We start from the raw sequence: 17152 nt of genomic DNA, 5'->3' as shown, positions 1-17152 counted from the left end.
ACTCTCAGAACTGGACCTGTTTTCAAGGTCCAGTTGCGGCCACTTGGCCCGACTATGATGCCACGTCGCCTGATCCAACTGTTCGCCGGCCTGACCCTCTATGGGCGTCCATGGCCCTGATGCTGCGCGCCGTTCTGGGGCTCGATCCCTGGGACGTGTTCCACCAGGGCCTGTCGACCCACGTCGGCCTGTCGTTCGGCATGCTGGTCAATGTGGTGGGGGCCGTGGTGCTGCTGCTGTGGATCCCGCTGCGCCAGAAGCCGGGGATCGGCACCATCGCCAACGTCTTCACGATCGGCACGGCGGTGGACCTGACGCTGATGGTCCTGCCCGAGATCGAGGGCCTGCCGCTGCGCATCGCGGCCCTGATCGCCGGCGTGGTCCTGAACGGCGTAGCCGGCGCCATGTATATCGGCGCCGGCCTGGGCCCCGGCCCCCGCGACGGCCTCATGACCGGGCTGTGCAAACGGACCGGCTGGTCGATCCGCGTGGTGCGCACGGGCATCGAGTTCACGGTCCTGGCCGTGGGCTGGCTGCTGGGCGGCACGGTGGGCGTAGGCACTGTCGTCTATGCTGTCGCCATCGGCCCAATCGTGCAGGCCTTCCTGCCCATCTTCACAATCCGCGACAGGTCGCCGCGGAAAAGCGCGCCCGTTAACGCCTGACTCAGGGTTGCGAAACGCCCCCTTTACCCTTGGCCTGTATCAGAAGGGGACAAGAACAAGACCTCTTCCAGAAGGGAGGAGCGTCGATCTGGTGGGTGTTTTCGCATGGCCAAAACGGTCCTTGTCGTAGACGACGATCCAACTCAGCGCCGTCTGATCCAGGCCGTCCTGGAACGCGACGGGTTTGCCGTTTCGCATGCGCAAAATGGCGATGAGGCCATCCAGCACCTGAACTCCGGCGCCGGCGTGGACGTGGTCCTGCTGGACCTGATCATGCCCGGCATCTCGGGCCAGGACACTCTGGTCGAAATGCGCGCGCGCGGCTTCAACCAGCCGGTGATCGTGCTGACCGCCACCGGCGGGATCGACACCGTGGTCTCGGCTATGCAGGCGGGCGCCTGCGACTTCTTCGTGAAGCCGGCCAGCCCCGAGCGGATCACCGTCTCGATCCGCAACGCCCTTTCGATGGGGTCCCTCAAGAGCGAGGTGGCCCGCCTCAAGAAGCACGCCTCCGGGCGCACGACTTTCGACGACCTGATCGGGACGTCCCCCGCCATGCTGATGGTCAAGCGGCTGGGAGAACGGGCGGCCAAGTCGTCGATTCCCATCCTCATCACCGGCGAGAGCGGGGTCGGCAAGGAAGTGATCGCGCGCGCGGTGCACGGCTCGTCCGACCGCGCCGGCAAGCCGTTCATCGCGGTGAACTGCGGCGCCATACCCGAGAATCTCGTGGAGTCGATCCTGTTCGGCCACGAGAAGGGCAGCTTCACCGGCGCCAGCGACAAGCACCTCGGCAAGTTCCAGGAGGCCAACGGCGGCACCCTGTTCCTGGACGAGGTGGGCGAACTGCCCCTCGACATCCAGGTCAAGCTGCTGCGCGCGCTGCAGGAGAGCGAGATCGACCCGATCGGCGCCAAGCGCTCGATCAAGGTGGACGTCCGCATCGTTTCGGCCACCAACCGCGACCTCTCCCAGGCCGTGAAGGAGGGCCGGTTCCGCGAGGACCTGTTCTACCGCCTGAACGTCTTCCCGGTGGAGGCCCCGGCGCTGCGTGAGCGCAAGGAGGACGTGCCCGCGCTGGTCGACTGCTTCGTGCGCCGCTTCAATGTGGAAGAGGGCAAGTCGGTGGTCGGCGCCAGCGCCGAGACCCTGGCCTGCCTGACGGCCTTCGACTGGCCGGGCAACGTTCGCCAACTGGAGAACGCCGTCTACCGCGCCATCGTGCTCGCCGACGCGCCCTACCTGCAGCCGCACGACTTCCCGGCCATATCGGGCGTAGCCGCCCCGCCGCCGGAGTACGTCCCCCAGCCCGCCCCGGCGCCCAGCGCGGTCGGTCCTGCGGGATCGGACGCGCCCCCGGTGGATCAGCCGGTTCGCATTCTCGACGCCCGCGGGCATCTGCGGACGCTGGAAGAGATCGAGCGCGACCTGATCCAGCTCGCGATCGAGATCTATGCCGGCCATATGAGCGAGGTGGCCCGCCGCCTCGGCATCGGCCGCTCGACCCTCTACCGCAAGGTCCGCGAGCAGGGTCTCGAAGGCCTGGTCAAGGGCGGCGAAGCCGATGCGGACGCGGACGTCGCGGCCGCCTAGGCCTGGTACATCACCTCTCCGCCGGTCACGGTGCGGACGATCTGGATGTCCTTGATCTTCTCGGGCGCGATGGTCGTCAGGTCGTCGGCCATCACGACAAAGTCGGCCAGTTTGCCGGGCGTGATCGAGCCCTTGAGGCGCTCTTCGCGGGCGGCGTAGGCGCCGTTGTAGGTGTTGATGCGCAGGGCCTCGGCCGGGGTGATCCGCTGGTTCGCGCCCCAGGTCTCGCCGTTCCATCCGGTGCGGGTGACCATGCCCTGGATGCCCATCAGCGCCGCGAACGGTCCGGGATAGAAGTCCGACCCCGCCGCCACGTTCACGCCGGCGTCCAGGAAACTGCGGAAGGCCATGGCGTTCTCCATGAAGTCCTTGCCGTAGAAGCCGAACTTGTCGGTGTTGTAGTAGGCGTAGGTGGTGAAGCAGGCGGGCGTCACGTCCAGCGCCTTGATGCGTCGCACCAGGTCCGGGTTCACCAACGTGCAGTGGGTGATCTTGAAGCGCGCCTCGGGCCGGGGGAACAGCTTCTGGGCTCGCTCATAGGCGGTCATCACGCTGGCGATGGCCCGGTCGCCGTTGGCGTGGCAGTTCACGTCGATCCCGGCCCGGTGCACCCGCTCGACCCACGCGTCCAGGGTCGGCTGATCCTCCACCAGGTTGCCGTAGTAGGGCGGTGAGCGGCCCGGGAACGGCTTGCTCCAGGCCAGGGTCCGCTCCGAGAACGAGCCGTCGACCAGGTGCTCGAAGGTGGCGCCCAGCCGGATCCAGTCGTCCCCGAAGCCGGTCTTGAGCCCCGCCTTGATCATCGCCTCCAGCACAGGGCCGATGGGCTCGTAGCTGACCCGGTGCTTGAGGTCGCCGCGGGCGCGCACGTCCTGCAGGGCGCCCAGGTCGCCGCCCTGGTGGTGGACGGTGGTGAGGCCGTAGCGCGCGAACTGTTTCGAGATATGGGCTAGGCCGTCGCGGGCGCGCCGCGCGGTCTCTTCCGGCGAGAACGCGGGCCGTTTCCCGACGTTGTCGAACACGTCCATCGCGGTGTCGGTGACCCGCCCGGTCAGCTCGCCGGAGGCGTCGCGGTCGAAGGTGCCGCCCGGCGGGTTGGGCGTGGCCTTGGTCACGCCGGCGAGAGCGAAGGCGCGAGCGTTGTAGAAGGCTGTGTGGCCGCCGCGGTGGTTCACCACCACAGGATGCTCCTTCGACACCCTGTCGAGGTCGGCCATCGTCAGCTGGCGCTTGTCCTTCAGCTTGGTGTCGTCGTGGAAGTGGCCCGCGACCCAAGTGTCGGGCGGCAGGGTGCGGGCCTTGGCGGCGAGCTTGTCGATGATCGAGTCGATCGTGACGAACTCCACCTCGAACGGATTGCCGACCAGCACCTCGTAGAGCAGCACGTCGCCCACGGGATGGTTGTGGGTGTCGATGAAGCCTGGCGTGATCGTCATCCCCTTGGCGTCGAAGACCTGGGTCCGCTTGCCGATCAGGCTGCGGATATCGTCGCTGGCGCCCACGGCCACGAACCGCCCGCTCTTCACAGCGAAGGCCTGGGCCTTGGGGCGGCCGGGATCGACGGTGATGACGTTGGCGTTCAGGACCACGAGGTCCGGCTCATCCGGGGCCATGGCGGCCCAGGCCGCGCCCGACCAAGCCGCGCCGACTGTCCCCAGGAATGCCCGCCGGCTCGCCTGCCCCATGCCCTTGCCTCCCCCATCAGATGGGAAAGACTAGACCCTTGAGGCGGCGTGTCACCCCTAGCGGTCGGCGGCGCCCGTCCGCAGGTAGGCCGCTTGCATCGGCCGCTGGGCCCGCTCGGCCTCGATGAGGCTGGTGACTTCCGCCACGCCGGCCGCGGCAGAGGCCCTGGTGTCGTCGTCGGCCAGCGGATTGCGCGCCGCGGCCTCCAGCCATTTGCGAGCAGCCTCGAAGTCGCGCGGCGCCAGATAGCCCAGGGTGTAGATGCGCCCCAGCTCAAGCTGGGCTTCAGGGTCCTGTTCGCGGGCGTCGGCCTGCAGACGTGCCAGTTCCTGGCGCAACGCCGAGGCGCTGCCGGCGCTGGGCTGCGGCATGATCAGGGTGACCGAGCGGGTCCGGCCCTCGGTCACCTCGGGCTTGGCGACCGATGCCACCTGGAAGCGCGGCTGGCCCACCGGTCCGAAGCCGAACGGTTCGAGATGCAGGTGCGGGCCCTGCGTCCCATGCGCGCCCTTGGGCTGATAGCGGGCGAAGGGCGCCCCGGCCTCGCGCAGGCGCTGGGCGGCGGCGAAAGGGCTCATGCCGTTGACCACCAGGTCGAACGCGCCCGGCGCGCCGGGATGACCCAAGGAGTGTCGGGAGATCCCGCCGGGGCGAACGGTCATGGCGCCCTGCGCCCGCAGCTGGTTCTCTCGCTCGGGCGTGCGATAGCCCCCGGTCATTCGCCATGTCCCGGGACCGAAGACCCGGTCCATGACGGCGCCGAAGCGAGCCTGCGTCATCTCCTGCCCTGCCGCGGGAGACGCCAGCGCGCCCAGCGCCGCGGCGAGCAGCGCGGCCTTGGCCAGGGATCGCCCGATGCGAGACATGCCGCTGAGCTTGCCAGCGGGCGGCGAAGAGCCGGTGAAGAGGCAAGGTGAACGGACCCTTGCCGGCTACCCCCGCGTCTTGCGGCGGAACGGCCGGCGCTTGAGGTCCTTCTTCTCGCCCTTGGCCTTGGCGGTGATCTCCTTGAGCTTCACCGTCTGCAGGACCGAGAGCGCCTCGCCCATGGCGCCCTTCTCGGGATCGCCGAAGGCGCGGCCGTAGGTCTTCACCCGCTCGCCCACCTCGGTGAGGAACTCGCCCTCCCAGTCGGAGAGCTGGACGCCCGCCTTGTCGGCGGCGCGGCGGGCGCGCTTCAAGGCGTTGAGGGCGGCGCGCTTGGTCGCCGCCTTTCGGGCCTCCAGGGGCGAGGCTGGAGGCTTGGTCCTCAAATCTCTCCGATCGCCGAGAGATAGAGGTCGAGGATGGCTTCCTCTTCCTGGCGCTTGGCGCGGTCCTGCTTCCGGATGCGGATCACCTTATTGATGATCTTGACGTCGAAGCCATTGCCCTTGGCCTCGGCCTTCACTTCCTTGATCTGCTCGGCGATCTCGGACTTCTCCTGCTCGAGGCGCTCGATACGCTCGATGATGCTCTTGAGCTGGCCCTGCGCGGTCGCGTTGAGGACGTCGGAGTGGGCGGAAGCGTCGTCGGCCATGGCCAAGCCTTTAAGCTAGATGCGAGGGGTCGGAAAGGCGCGGAACCTACTCATCGGACCCCGCCGTGTCACCCGCGGCGGTGACCCATCCCCAAAAAGAAAACCCCCCGCCGGGCTGTGGCGGGGGGTTCTTACGAGCGAGGCCCAGGGAGAGAGCTGGGCGCTCGCGGCAAACTCTAGATGCGGGCCATGGCCAGGGCCGACTGGCGGCGGCGCAGCAGGGCGCCGGCGACGCCGAAGCCCATGATCATCATCGCCCAGGTGGCCGGCTCCGGCACGGCGGTCACCGCGAAGGAGTCGACTTCGAACGAGTTGCCCGACGAGCTCAGGATGACCTCGGTGACGCGGTCGTTGCCGAAGTCGAAGTTGACGCGCTTGCCCCAGGACCAGCTCTGGCCCACGTAGCCTTGCGTGAATTGGCCGCCGTTCAGGGTCACGTCGAAGCCGTTCGCGCCCTTGAAGCGGATCGAATTGTAGGTGTCGGCCGAGCCCATGTAGAAGCTGAAGGTCTTCAGCCCCGCCAGCGAGGTCAGCTTGGCCGAGGCATTGCCCGGGATCGTCAGGTAGTGGGTGTTGTTGCCCGGCAGCGTGCCGGAATAGCCGCTGCAGCCTTCGCAGACGCCGACCGTGGCGCCGACGAGGTCGAGATCGAAGCCCGGGAGCAGCACGGCTTCGGGCGTCGCGGCGTTGTTGAAGTCGGCGACCAGTTGCTCGCCCGGCTGCAGCGCCAGCGGCGCATTCTGCGAGGTGAGCGAAATGGTGATCGCGGCCGAGGCGGGGGCGGCGAAGGCGGCGGCCGCAGCGGCGGCCATCAGGAGGGTGCGGATACGCATCGGGGGTCGTCCGTGATCTGGGTGACGGCCCCCTGATCGGATGCCGTGCCGGTTTGAAACAAAACGCTTCTACTTGCGGCACAGTCCTGCAGAGGACGTGCCACAGCTGTCCCCGACCGTACGGCGAAGCTCTAAAGAAAGACGCAATACCCGGCCTCGCGAGGCGGCGGCGCGTCAGATCAGTCCGCGGCGCTCCAGGGCGGGCTGAAGGTCCGCCGAGTCCGTGAAGTGATGGGTGTCAAAGCCCAGGGCGTGGGCGGCCGCGATGTTCCTGGCGCTGTCGTCCACGAACAGGAAGTCGGACGGCGCCAGTTCGAAACGCTCGCAGCAAAGCCGGAAGATCGCCGGGTCGGGCTTCATCACGCCCTCCAGCCCCGAGGCCACCACGCCCGACAGCCGCCCGAACGCCGGGCTCATGGCCAGGGTGCTCTCCAGCGTCTCATGACTGATGTTGGAAAGGCCGAACTGCGGCACGCCGCGGGCGTGGAGAGCCTCGATCGCGGCCTCGGTCTCGGGAATCGCGCCCGAGAACATCTCGTCCCAGCGATGATGCCAGGCCCAGATCTCGGCTTCGTGCTCGGGATGTTTGGCGGCCAGGGCCGCGCAGTTCTCGGCGAAGGTGACGCCGCAGTCGGTCGGCGCATGCCACGCCAGGGTGCACACGTCGTTCAGGAACCGGTCGCGGGCGACCGGATCAGGAATGACCTTTTCGTAGAGCGTGCGCGGGTTCCAGCGCACGATGACATTGCCGAAGTCCCAGAGGAGAGCCTTCGGCACACGCGGGCCTTTCGGCTCAGCCTTGCTTGGCTTTGAAGCGCGGGTCGGTCTTGTTGATGATGTAGACCCGGCCCTTGCGGCGCACGAGCTTGCAGTCGCGGTGACGCGTCTTCAGCGACTTGAGCGAGCTTCTGACCTTCATGGACCTAATCTTCAATCGGGCCCCGAGGGGCCGGTTGGCGAACAAGAGCGCGCGCATATACGGGTCGCCTGTAGCCGAGTCAACCTGAGCGCCTGCGACCCGTCGCCATTCCGCCGAGCCCGATTTGCCCCGCCTGACGCCGATTTGATTGGGTCGCTGGCCAACACACCCTAGATTCGGGGGATGCGTCGACGTCTCTCCTTCTTCCTTCTGCTCGCCGGCTGCGCTTCGCCCGCCGCGCCCCCCGCCTCGACGCCCATGGCGGCCCACGCCGGGGCCGCGGCCCAGCACGCCCAGGCCACCATCGCCCCGCCTGTGGCCTCGGGCGACCTGGTGTTCGACCAGTGGGCGTCCGAGTTCGAGGCGCGCGCCATCGCGGCCGGGATCGAGCCGGCCGTGTTCCGGCGGGAAATGGCCGGGCTGACCCCCGACCCGCGGGTCGGCGCGCTGGATTCCCGCCAGCCCGAGTTCTCCAAGCCCATCGGCGACTACCTGCGAGGCGTCGTCACCGCCGACCGCGTGGCCATCGGCCAGCGCCGCCATGCCGACGTGACCGAGTTCCCCGCCATCGAGGCGAAGTACGGCGTGCCGCGCGACGTGCTGCTGGGCGTCTGGGCTCTGGAAAGCGGCTTCGGGTCGATCCAGGGCGACAACGACACCCTGCGCGCGCTCGCCACCCTGGCCGCCCAGGGCCGCCGTCGAGGCTGGGCCGAGGGCGAGATCATCGCCACGCTGAAGATCATCCAGTCTGGAGAGCACCCGCGCGCGCGCCTGCGCGGGAGCTGGGCCGGCGCCATGGGCCAGACCCAGTTCATCCCGTCGACGTTCCTGGCCACAGCCGTCGACCAGGACGGGGACGGCCGCCGCGACATCTGGGCCAGCCGCGCCGATGCGCTGGCCTCGGCCGCCAACCTGCTGGCCAAGGCCGGCTGGGTGCGCGGGCAAAGCTGGGCGCGGGAGGTTTCGGTCCCTCCGGGCTTCGACTTCAGCCTGACCGAGGGCCCGCGAGAGACGCCGGCCTGGTGGGCCGACAAGGGCGTGAAGCGGGCCGACGGCCTGCCCTGGTCCCCAGGCGACGCCGAGGCCAAGGCCCAGCTGGTGGCGCCGGCCGGGGCGAGCGGGCCGCTGTTCCTGCTGTTCCCCAACCACTTCGCCCTGCGCCAGTACAACAACAGCCTGAGCTATGCGCTTGGGGTGGGCCTTCTGGCCGATCGGTTTGCGGGTGAGGGACCGCCGATCCGCCCGTGGCCGCAGGAAACCCCGCTGAGCCTCGTCGACCGGATGACCGCCCAGCGCGCGCTGACGGCGCTCGGCTTCGACGCCGGCCAGCCCGACGGCGTGGTCGGCATGGGCACCCGCAAGGCTCTGCGCGAATGGCAGAAGGCCCGGGGCCTGACCGCCGACGGCTATCTCTCGGCCGACATGGTCCGGCGCCTGCGCGAAGAAGGCTCTGCCGCGACCGCCGCCCCGGCTGGCTGATCGTTCGGCCCGGTCAGACGGCGCCCTCGTCGGCCTTCTCGATCGTCGCCACCGAGGCCGCGTCCCGGGTCGCGGGCTGGGGATCGGCGTTCTTGAGGGCTGTATTGCGGAAGGCGTAGACCAGCATCGCCGCCATCAGCGCCGTGTTGAGGATGAAGGGCGCCGGACCATAGTGCTGGTAGGCGAACACGAACGCCGGCGCGAAGATCACATTGATGCCGTTCACCGCAGCGATCAGACCCGCGACGCGAGCCTGCTCGTCCATGTCGACGGCGATCGACGATCCCGCGGTGAAGCCCGGCCGGGCGAAGCCGAAGCCCAGGCTGGAGATCGCGTAGCCCGCCACCGCGCCATAGTAGCCGGGCGAAAGCGCCACGATCAGGTTGCCAAGTGCGGCGATGCCCACGCCCCAGCGCAACAGCTGGCGCGGCGTCATCTCGAACATCCGGATCAGACCCCACTGGGCCAGCAGCCCCGCCACCGCGCCGAACATCATGGCGATGGCGATGAAATACTGCGCCTGGGCCGGCGACATGTGCAGCTTGTCGATGATCAGGAAGCCCAGCGTCTGGGCCTGAGCCGTCTGGCAGGTGGCGACGATGAAGCCGTAGATCAGGAAGGGCTGGATGCGCGGATCGCGCCACATGCCGCGCGCCTTGGGCCCGCCCACGACAGGCCGGCGCGGGCGTTGCGCCTCGAGCGGGACTTTCTGGTCGGGCAGGTAGCGCCAGACGATGAACAGCATGACCAGCGCGATCAGCGAGAAACTGAACAGCGGTCCCGCCAGCCCGACCACGGGAAAGACGAACAGCGGCGCCAGGAAGGGCCCGATCACGGTGCCCAGGCCGAACGCGCCGGCCAGGCTGGCCATCGCCTGGGTGCGCCCCTCGGGCGGCGTCCGCTCGGCCACATACGCCTGGGTGGCCGGGTTCGACGCGGCGCCGAACAGGCCGAACAGCGCCCGCGCCAGCAGAAACAGCCCGAAGATGACGAGCGGCGGCGCCAGATGGTGCAGGCCCGCGCTCACCACCCCGCCGCAGAGCGCCATCGAGACCATGAAGCCCGACAGCCCCAGCATCATCAGCGGCTTGCGGCCATGCCGGTCGGATGAGCGCGCCCAATAGGGTGACGACCCCGCCCAGAGGAGCGCCGACAGCGAGAAGATGCCCGAGACCATCCAGTCGGCGATGCCGATGGAGCGGCCGATCGCCGGCAGCACCGAGATCAGCCCGGTATTGCCCATGGCCGTCGCGGCCGAGACGGCGAAGATGATCGCGAACGACCGGCGAGGAAGGGCGGGCGCCACACTGGACATCGGCCCCTCGCTTAAGCGTTCGAGGGCGCGTCGCCTACCCCAAAGGCTCCCGATCACTGGGCATTAAGCATTAACCGGCATGTTCCCGAGACTCTCCGGGGGTTTCCATGTTCCAGATCATCGGTCTCGTGCTGCTCTTCGGCATGGTGTTCGGCAGCTACATCATGGCTGGCGGCAACATGGGCGTGATCCTGCACGCGCTCCCGCACGAGATGATGGCCATCGGCGGCTCGGCCGTGGCGGCCTTCCTGATCTCCAACTCGCTGCCCACGATCAAGGGGGTTGGCCCTGGCTTCGGCAAGGTGTTCGGCGGACCGAAGTGGAAGGCGGCGGACTACCGCGATCTGCTGTCGCTCCTGTTCCTGCTGACCAAGACCATGAAGTCCAAGGGCGTGATCGCGCTCGAAAGCCACATCGAGAACCCCGGCGAATCTTCAATCTTCACGCGTTTCCCGAAGATCACGAAGGACCACTTCGCCATCGACTTCATCTGCGACACCCTTCGGATGATGACCATGAACCTGGAGGATCCCCACCAGGTCGAGGACGCGATGGAGAAGCAGCTCGAGAAGCACCACCACGAGGCTCTGGCGCCCAGCCACGCCATGCAGAACATGGCCGACGCCCTGCCCGCCCTGGGCATCGTCGCCGCCGTGCTGGGGGTCATCAAGACCATGGGCGCCATCACCGAACCGCCGGAAGTTCTCGGCGGCATGATCGGCGGCGCGCTCGTCGGCACGTTCCTGGGCGTGTTCCTGGCCTACGGCATGGTGGGTCCGATGGCGGCCCGCATGAAGGAGGTCGTCGACGAAGAGAGCGCCTTCTACAAGATTATCCAGGCCGTTCTCGTTGCCCACCTGCACGGCAACGCCGCCCAGATTTCGGTGGAGATCGGCCGTGGCAACGTCCCCTCCGGCGCCCAGCCCAGCTTCCTGGAGCTGGAAGAGGCGCTGTCTAACATTCCGGCCGAAGCGTAAGCACAGGCCTGAGCCGCGTCTGCACAGAACCGCCCTTCGACCTGCACGCCGCGGGCGCCGCACTTGCGCACCCCCAGTAAAGGTTGAAAAAGTGATCACAAACGCGTGAGTTTTGCGCTTGCTATCACGCCGTCGTGAGGCGTATCCCTACGCATGCGTCGGGGGGCGGCTTGTCTTCTGGCAGGTTCGTACCGGCGCCTGACACACCGACCAGAGGACTACTCACATGACCAAGCAACTCCTGCTCGCCGCCGCCGCCGTCGCCATGCTCGGCGTCGCCGCCTGCTCGAAGCCCGAAGAAAAGGCCGCTGAAGCTCCGGCCGCCGACGCCGCCGCCGCTCCGGCCGCCGACGCCGCTGCTGCTCCGGCTGCTGACGCCGCCGCTGCCCCGGCCGCCGACGCCGCTGCCGCTCCGGCCGCCGACGCCGCCGCGATGGCTCCGGCCGCTCCGGCCGCTGCCGAGCCGGAAAAGAAGTAAGCTTCTTTTCGCTCAAAGCGATACGGAAGGGCCGCCCTCTGGGGCGGCCCTTCTTCTTTGTGGAATAGCTCATGGCGGCCGACAGTCCGCTGACCTGGACAGACGACGGCCAGCCGCGCTCGGCGCTCTTCGGCGACGTCTATTTCTCGGCCGAGGACGGCCTGGCCGAAAGCCGCGCGGTGTTCCTCCAGGGCTGTGGCCTCCCCGAGGCGTGGGCCGGCCGCCGCCGGTTCATGGTCGCCGAGCTGGGGTTCGGGACCGGCCTCAACATCGCCGCCCTCCTGCTGCTGTGGCAGACGAACCAGCCGCCCGGCGGCCGCCTGCACATCGCCTCGATCGAGGCCCACCCGATCACCGCCGACGAAGCCGCCCGCGCCCTGTCGCACTGGCCCGAGCTTGCGCCGATCGCGAACCTGCTCACCGCTCGCTGGCCGGGCCGCGCGCGTGGCCGCCACCGCGTGGATCTGCCGGAACTCTCGGCCACCTTGGACCTCGCGATCATGGACGTGGCCAGTGCGCTGGACGGCTGGTCGGGACCGGCCGATGCCTGGTTCCTCGACGGCTTCTCGCCCGCGACCAACCCCGGCATGTGGTCGGATGAGGTGCTGGCCCTGGTCGCCGCGCGCTCGGCGCCGGGCGCGCGCGCCGCCACCTTCACCGTCGCAGGCCAGGTCCGCCGCGGGCTTGCCGCCGCGGGGTTCACAGTCGAGAAGCGCCCCGGCTTCGGCCGCAAGCGCGAGCGACTGGAAGCACGCCTTGCGGGCGAGGCCGTCGATCCGCCCGCTCGCCGCATCGCCATCATCGGGGGCGGGATCGCGGGGGCTGCGGCCGCCCGTGCGGTCCGGGCCCTGGGCGGCGAGGCCGTGGTCGTCGAGGCCCAGACGCCCGGCGCGGGCGGCTCGGGCAACCCGGCGGCCCTCGTCACGCCCCGCCTCGACGCCGGTCTGGGCGAGGCCGCCCGACTGTTCGCCCAGGCCTATGCGCGCGCCACACATCTGTACGACGGCGTCACCGGCGCGGTGCTGGCGCGCGGCGTGATGCAGTTGGCCGCCGGCGAACGCGACACCGAGCGGTTCGCGAAGATCGCAGACTCCGACGTCTTCGAACCCGATGCGCTGGCCGTGATCTCGCCCGAGGCCGCCAGCGCCCGACTGGGCGAGGCCGCGACCGGGGCCCTGGACCAGACCGGCGCCCTCGTCATCCGACCCGAACCGATCCTGGCCGCCTGGAGTGGTCAGGTCCTCCGCGCCGAGGTCGCCCGGCTGGAGGCCATCGACGGTGGCTGGCGGCTGCTGGATCCGGCAGGCGTCGTCGTCGCGGACGCCGACGGCGTCGTCGTGTCCAGCGCGCTGGCCTCCCGCGAGCTCCTGGCCGGCGTGCCCCTGCAAGCCGTGCGCGGCCAGGCGAGCTGGACCACCGATAGCGCCTCCGCGCCCGCGGCGGCGTGGGGCGGATACGTCCTGCCCGCGCCGCAAGGCCTGCTGTTCGGCGCCACCCACGACCGCGACGACGAGTCCACCGAGCTGCGGCCAGAAGATCACCAGCGCAATCTCGCGACCCTGGCCGCCACTCTGCCGGCGCTGGCGGCGAAGATCGACCCCGCAGCCCTGGAGGGCCGCGCCGCGATCCGCGCAGTGACGCCCGACCGCCTGCCGCTGGCCGGGTCCGCGGGCGCCCCGGGCCTCTACGTCCTCTCCGGCTTCGGCTCCCGCGGCTTTTCCCTGGCGCCCCTGCTGGCCGAGCACGTTGCGGCCCTGGCCCTGTCGGCCCCGTCGCCGATCGGCCGCGCGGCGGCCGACCTCGTGTCGCCCGATCGTTTCGCCCGCCGAGCCGCCCGTCGTTCAGGTTCCTGACAGCTTGGGTGCGCGTATACTTCCGCGGTCGGGGAGACCATTCGGGGCCAGAGGACTGTCGCCATGTCGTTCAAAATCGCCCTCGCCGTCGCCGCCACGGCCGGACTGATGCTCTGCGGCGCCGCTGCGCCGGGGTTCGCCAAGTCGCCCGAGGAGCCTGCCGCGAAGACCTCGCGCCAGTGCTTCTGGGCGCGGAACATCAGCAGCTTCGCGTCGAATGACGACAAGGTGGTCAACCTGCGGGTCGGCGTCCGCGACGTCTACCAGCTGGAGATGCTGGGCCGCTGTCCTGACGTGGAGTGGAGCCAGACCATCGCCATCAAGTCGCGCGGCTCCAGCTACATCTGCACGGGCCTGGACGCCGAGGTCATAGCGCCCTCGTCCATCGGCCCGCAGCGCTGCGCCGTCGCCAATATCCGCAAGCTGACGGTCGAGGAGGCCAAGGCGCTGCCGAAGCACGCGCGGCCCTGACGCCAAAGGAAAGGGCGTCGGATCGCTCCGACGCCCAGTTGCCCTTGGAGGAAAGGCAGCCGTTGAGGAAGGCGGCGCCGGGCCGAGGCCCGACGCCCATCTCCCGCTCGGTACGCTAGAACCGCTTCCTGAAGCCGACCTCGAAGACGCGGCCCAGCGGATTGCCCTGGGTCAGGTCGTAGTTGTACGGCGACGGCACATAGGGCGGATCCTCGTTGAAGATGTTCTGGACGCTGGCCGTGATCGTCACGTCCCACGGCGCTTCCCAGCGCACGATCACGTCGTGCTGGAAGTAGTCGTCGGACTTGCCGACCGCCTTGAGCGTGCGTCCCGCACACGAGACAGAGGCGCAGGCGGCGCCGGCGGTGGTAGCCGCCGCGTCCGGAACCGTCACGAAGAACGGGGATCCGAACGCCGGCGACGTGCCTTCCGAGTACCGGGTCTGCCAGCGGACCGACAGGCCGTCCCGCACATAGGCCAGGAAGCCGTTGGCCTTCAGTTCGGGGTACGAGAAGAAGTCGTTCAGGATGTCGCTGAGGCCGGCCCGATCTTCGGCCGGAGCGATGTTGATCGTGGACGAGTCCTTCAGCGCCACAGCGCCGCGCTTGTACTTGATGAGGTAGGTGGCCTCGGCGCCGACGGCCCAGTTGCCGTCGAACCAGCCGTCCCAATCGTACTGCGCCCGGAACTCCAGACCCGACGTCTTGGTGTTCGGGCCGTTGATCACGAAACTGCGCAGCCGCGCCACGTTGGCTGCCCCGCAGACACCGGCGAAGGTGAAGCGGTTCTGCAGCTCGGCGAACGCGGCCTGATTGCAGTTCACGTTGGTGTTATTCGGGAACATCGTCGCATAGAGGCGCGAGCCGCTTTCTTCGATGATCTCGTCTTTGAACTTGAAATTGAAGTAGTCGAGCGTCGCCTGGAAGCCGCCGAACTCGACGATAGCGCCGATGTTGAAGGTGTCAGCTTCCTCCGGCTTCAGGTCCGGATTCCCGCAGGACTGGAAGGCGCGGTAGGCGCTGCCCAACACTCGCACGCCGTTGTTGCAGTTGTTGCCGGTCAGGCCTGGGCCCGGAGCGCGGAACGTGGTGCTGGCGCTGCCGCGGAGGGCCAGGAAGTCGGTCGCCTGCCACTTCACAGCGACCTTGGGATTGGTCGTGGAGCCGATGCCGCCCTGATAGTCCTCGTGGCGGATCGCGAAGTTGAAGTTCAGGTCGTCGGTGACAGGCACCTGCAGTTCGCCGAACAGCGCCTTGACGTTGGCGTCGTCGTCGCGATCGACGTTGGAGCCGAAGAATTGCAGCGGCCCGGTCGCGTCGGCGCAGGACGGACGGTCCGGGCACGGATTCTCAGCCGCGTTGAAGAACGGGCCGTACTTCCGGATCTCGCGCGAGTAGCGGTATTGCGCCCCGATCGCCCAGGCCACCGGCCCGCCGCCGAGGTCCAGGCCCGTCTCGCCCGAGAACACCACGTCGGCCACCAGGATCTGGTTGGTCAGCACGTTGGTGTAGGTCCCGAAGAGCCCGCCGACCACGTCGCGGTCGTTGGCTACGGCGGGATTGAAGAACGGGTTGGCCTGGCCGTTCACCAGGCTTGTCTGGACCCCGTTGGTGAAGGGGTTGAAGAAGAAGCACCCCAGCGCCGCGCTGCCCGCCCCGGTCGTATAGTTGGCGGTCTCGGCGGCGGTGCACTGGTCGGCCGCGCCGTCCTTGCTGCCGAAGCCGCGGAGCGCCAGCTGCAGGTTCTTGACCAGGATGTCCCGCGTGGTCGAGGTGTTCTTCTGCTCCATGTAGGTCAGGGCGGTGTCGTACTTGATGCCCCCCCACATCGAGCCCTTGAAGCCGCCCGAGATCCGGAAGCCCTCGTTCACGATCGACTGATGGTCGGCGCCGTCGGGATACGTGGGATTGCCGCCGAACGAGAGCGCGCGCCAGCCCAATTGTACGATGTCGACCCCGCGGGCTCCGCCCGGCGCCCCGGGCTGCGCGCCCGTGGTGCTGAACGCGCCCGCCCGGATGGCGGCGCACTCGGTGGCCGTCAGGGGCGCGCGGCAGTCGTTCACCAGCGCCAGGAAGCCGGGGTTGTTCACCGGCACGTTGAACGGCACCGAGAGGTTCGCGCCGGTCGCCGCCGAAGGCGAGAACGAGGTGCCGCCATCGGCCACGCGCGAGGGATACTGCGCCGTCAGGTTCGACGGCGAGATGCGCTGGACCGGCGTGTCGTTCTTGGTCCAGGCGACTTCGCCATGGAACGACATGTTCTCGGAGAAGTCGAAGTTCACCTCGCCATAGAGCTGGTAGTGATCCTCCTCGTTCACGAGGTCATTGAAGTTCGAGAACTGGAAGCGGCAGCCCGTGCCCGTGCCCGACGTGATGGGGTTGAGCGGTCCGGTGGGCACCGCGAAGCCCACGGTCGCGCCCTGGTTCGGCTGGCCCGCCAGCGGATTGGCGAAGGTCACCGTGCGGGTCAGCGTCCCGCCCAGCTCTTCACAGCCGTTGTCGCGGAAGGCGGTCGCGCCCGCCACATAGAAGCCGGGGTTCGAGGCGCCCGTGAAGCCCGCCGCGCCCGACGAGCCGGCGAAGTCGAACGGCTTCAGCGCAAAGTCGCGGTCATGAATATCGAGGCGCGAACGGTGGCGGTAGCCGGCCGTCAGCAGGACGTTGCCGTTGTCGAACTTCTTTCCCCACGCGGCGTTCGCGTTGTAGTCGCCGTCGGTGTCCTGGATGAGGCTGTACTCGCCATCGATTTCCAGGCCGTCCAGGTCTTTGCGGGTGATGAAGTTCACGACGCCGCCGATGGCGTCCGAGCCGTAGGTCGCGGCCGCGCCGTCCTTCAGGATCTCGATGCGGCCGACCGCGGCGGTCGGGATGAAGTTCAGATTGGCGCCGCCACCCTGGAACGCCGCGGCGGGGCTGTCCGCCAGGCGCCGGCCGTTCATCAGCGTCAACGTCCGCGCGGCGCCGAAGCCGCGCAGGTTGATGGTCGCGGTGCCGGCGCCGCCGTTGTAGCGGTTCGACTCGCCGAGCGACGACTGGGACGCCGTGATCGTCTTCACCAGCTGCACGATGGTGGGCGATCCCTGCTGTTCGAGATCCTTGGTCGACAGCACATCCACTGGGAGCGCGGAATCTTCCGGCGTGCCTGCGATGAACGAACCCGTGACGATGACCTCGGCCACCTCGGCCGGGTCGGACGAGCTCTGGGTCTGCCCCTGAGCATTGCCGGCGAGACCGAGAACGAGGGCGACGGCCAGGGTCGAGCCGCCGCAGAAATATCTGCGCTTGATCATTTTACTTCCTCCCCTCCGCGCCGCACCCGCATCTCGCGTGCGTGGTTTGACAGCGCGTGGCCCGACGATGATCCG

16 protein-coding genes are annotated in these 17152 nt (G+C 68.8%); 7 read left to right on the top strand and 9 right to left on the bottom strand.

Going from position 1 to position 17152, the window contains the following annotated elements; translation table 11 throughout:
* Positions 1-110 precede the first annotated feature (110 nt).
* Entirely contained in the window at positions 111-665 is a 555-nt protein-coding gene (locus ACQ66R_RS15510; RefSeq protein WP_430423463.1) for a YczE/YyaS/YitT family protein, read from the top strand.
* A gap of 105 nt (positions 666-770) precedes the next feature.
* On the top strand, positions 771-2258 hold the full coding sequence (locus ACQ66R_RS15505) for a sigma-54-dependent transcriptional regulator (protein WP_430423461.1): 1488 nt from the start codon (positions 771-773) through the stop codon (positions 2256-2258).
* Here ACQ66R_RS15505 and ACQ66R_RS15500 read toward each other — a convergent pair.
* The 7 genes from ACQ66R_RS15500 to ykgO all read right to left on the bottom strand — a co-directional run bounded on the left by ACQ66R_RS15500 (position 2255) and on the right by ykgO (position 7215).
* Positions 2255-3943, bottom strand: a complete 1689-nt coding sequence (locus ACQ66R_RS15500) for an amidohydrolase (RefSeq protein ID WP_430423460.1) — start codon at positions 3941-3943, stop codon at positions 2255-2257. The two genes, ACQ66R_RS15505 and ACQ66R_RS15500, sit on opposite strands and share 4 nt — an antisense overlap.
* Positions 3944-4000: 57 nt before the next feature.
* Positions 4001-4810, bottom strand: coding sequence for a hypothetical protein (locus ACQ66R_RS15495; protein WP_430423458.1), 810 nt, complete (start codon positions 4808-4810; stop codon positions 4001-4003).
* A gap of 66 nt (positions 4811-4876) precedes the next feature.
* Positions 4877-5197, bottom strand: coding sequence for a hypothetical protein (locus tag ACQ66R_RS15490; protein ID WP_430423456.1), 321 nt, complete (start codon positions 5195-5197; stop codon positions 4877-4879).
* On the bottom strand, positions 5194-5463 hold the full coding sequence (locus ACQ66R_RS15485) for a DUF2312 domain-containing protein (RefSeq protein ID WP_430423454.1): 270 nt from the start codon (positions 5461-5463) through the stop codon (positions 5194-5196). Before ACQ66R_RS15485 ends, ACQ66R_RS15490 begins: the two co-directional genes overlap by 4 nt.
* A 176-nt stretch (positions 5464-5639) precedes the next feature.
* A complete protein-coding gene (locus tag ACQ66R_RS15480) occupies positions 5640-6296 on the bottom strand; it encodes a PEPxxWA-CTERM sorting domain-containing protein (RefSeq protein ID WP_430423453.1) in 657 nt (218 codons plus the stop codon).
* 174 nt (positions 6297-6470) lie between these two features.
* Positions 6471-7073: an HAD family hydrolase gene (locus ACQ66R_RS15475; RefSeq protein ID WP_430423451.1), complete on the bottom strand. Its 603-nt coding sequence runs from the start codon at positions 7071-7073 to the stop codon at positions 6471-6473.
* Positions 7074-7089: 16 nt separating this feature from the next.
* Complete coding sequence (gene ykgO, locus ACQ66R_RS15470) at positions 7090-7215, bottom strand: type B 50S ribosomal protein L36 (RefSeq protein ID WP_111513452.1); 126 nt, start codon at positions 7213-7215, stop codon at positions 7090-7092.
* A gap of 183 nt (positions 7216-7398) precedes the next feature.
* On the opposite strand from ykgO, the gene ACQ66R_RS15465 reads away from it, so the two are divergent.
* The gene (locus ACQ66R_RS15465) at positions 7399-8694 is read left to right on the top strand and encodes a lytic murein transglycosylase (protein WP_430423449.1); all 1296 of its coding nucleotides are present in this window, start codon (positions 7399-7401) and stop codon (positions 8692-8694) included.
* A gap of 13 nt (positions 8695-8707) precedes the next feature.
* On the opposite strand, the gene ACQ66R_RS15460 is transcribed toward ACQ66R_RS15465, so the two are convergent.
* Positions 8708-10009, bottom strand: coding sequence for an MFS transporter (locus tag ACQ66R_RS15460; protein WP_430423447.1), 1302 nt, complete (start codon positions 10007-10009; stop codon positions 8708-8710).
* Between the two features lie 107 nt (positions 10010-10116).
* Between ACQ66R_RS15460 and motA the strand changes: the two genes are divergently transcribed.
* From motA to ACQ66R_RS15440, 4 genes are all read left to right on the top strand, one after another.
* Positions 10117-10986: a flagellar motor stator protein MotA gene (motA, locus tag ACQ66R_RS15455; RefSeq protein WP_430423445.1), complete on the top strand. Its 870-nt coding sequence runs from the start codon at positions 10117-10119 to the stop codon at positions 10984-10986.
* 226 nt (positions 10987-11212) lie between these two features.
* Entirely contained in the window at positions 11213-11464 is a 252-nt protein-coding gene (locus ACQ66R_RS15450; RefSeq protein ID WP_430423443.1) for a hypothetical protein, read from the top strand.
* A 71-nt stretch (positions 11465-11535) separates the two neighbouring features.
* On the top strand, positions 11536-13317 hold the full coding sequence (gene mnmD / locus ACQ66R_RS15445) for a tRNA (5-methylaminomethyl-2-thiouridine)(34)-methyltransferase MnmD (protein ID WP_430423441.1): 1782 nt from the start codon (positions 11536-11538) through the stop codon (positions 13315-13317).
* Between the two features lie 63 nt (positions 13318-13380).
* Positions 13381-13788, top strand: coding sequence for a DUF6491 family protein (locus ACQ66R_RS15440; RefSeq protein ID WP_430423439.1), 408 nt, complete (start codon positions 13381-13383; stop codon positions 13786-13788).
* Between the two features lie 115 nt (positions 13789-13903).
* Here the strand turns inward: ACQ66R_RS15440 and ACQ66R_RS15435 are convergent, their stop codons facing one another.
* On the bottom strand, positions 13904-17077 hold the full coding sequence (locus tag ACQ66R_RS15435; RefSeq protein ID WP_430423437.1) for a TonB-dependent receptor domain-containing protein: 3174 nt from the start codon (positions 17075-17077) through the stop codon (positions 13904-13906).
* Positions 17078-17152 lie beyond the last annotated feature (75 nt).

This window comes from Phenylobacterium sp. (genome assembly GCF_965284355.1).
In the GTDB taxonomy this organism is placed as follows: Bacteria; Pseudomonadota; Alphaproteobacteria; order Caulobacterales; family Caulobacteraceae; genus Phenylobacterium.
Note: the sequence above shows the minus strand (reverse complement) of the source record. Positions and strands in the feature narration are given on the sequence as shown.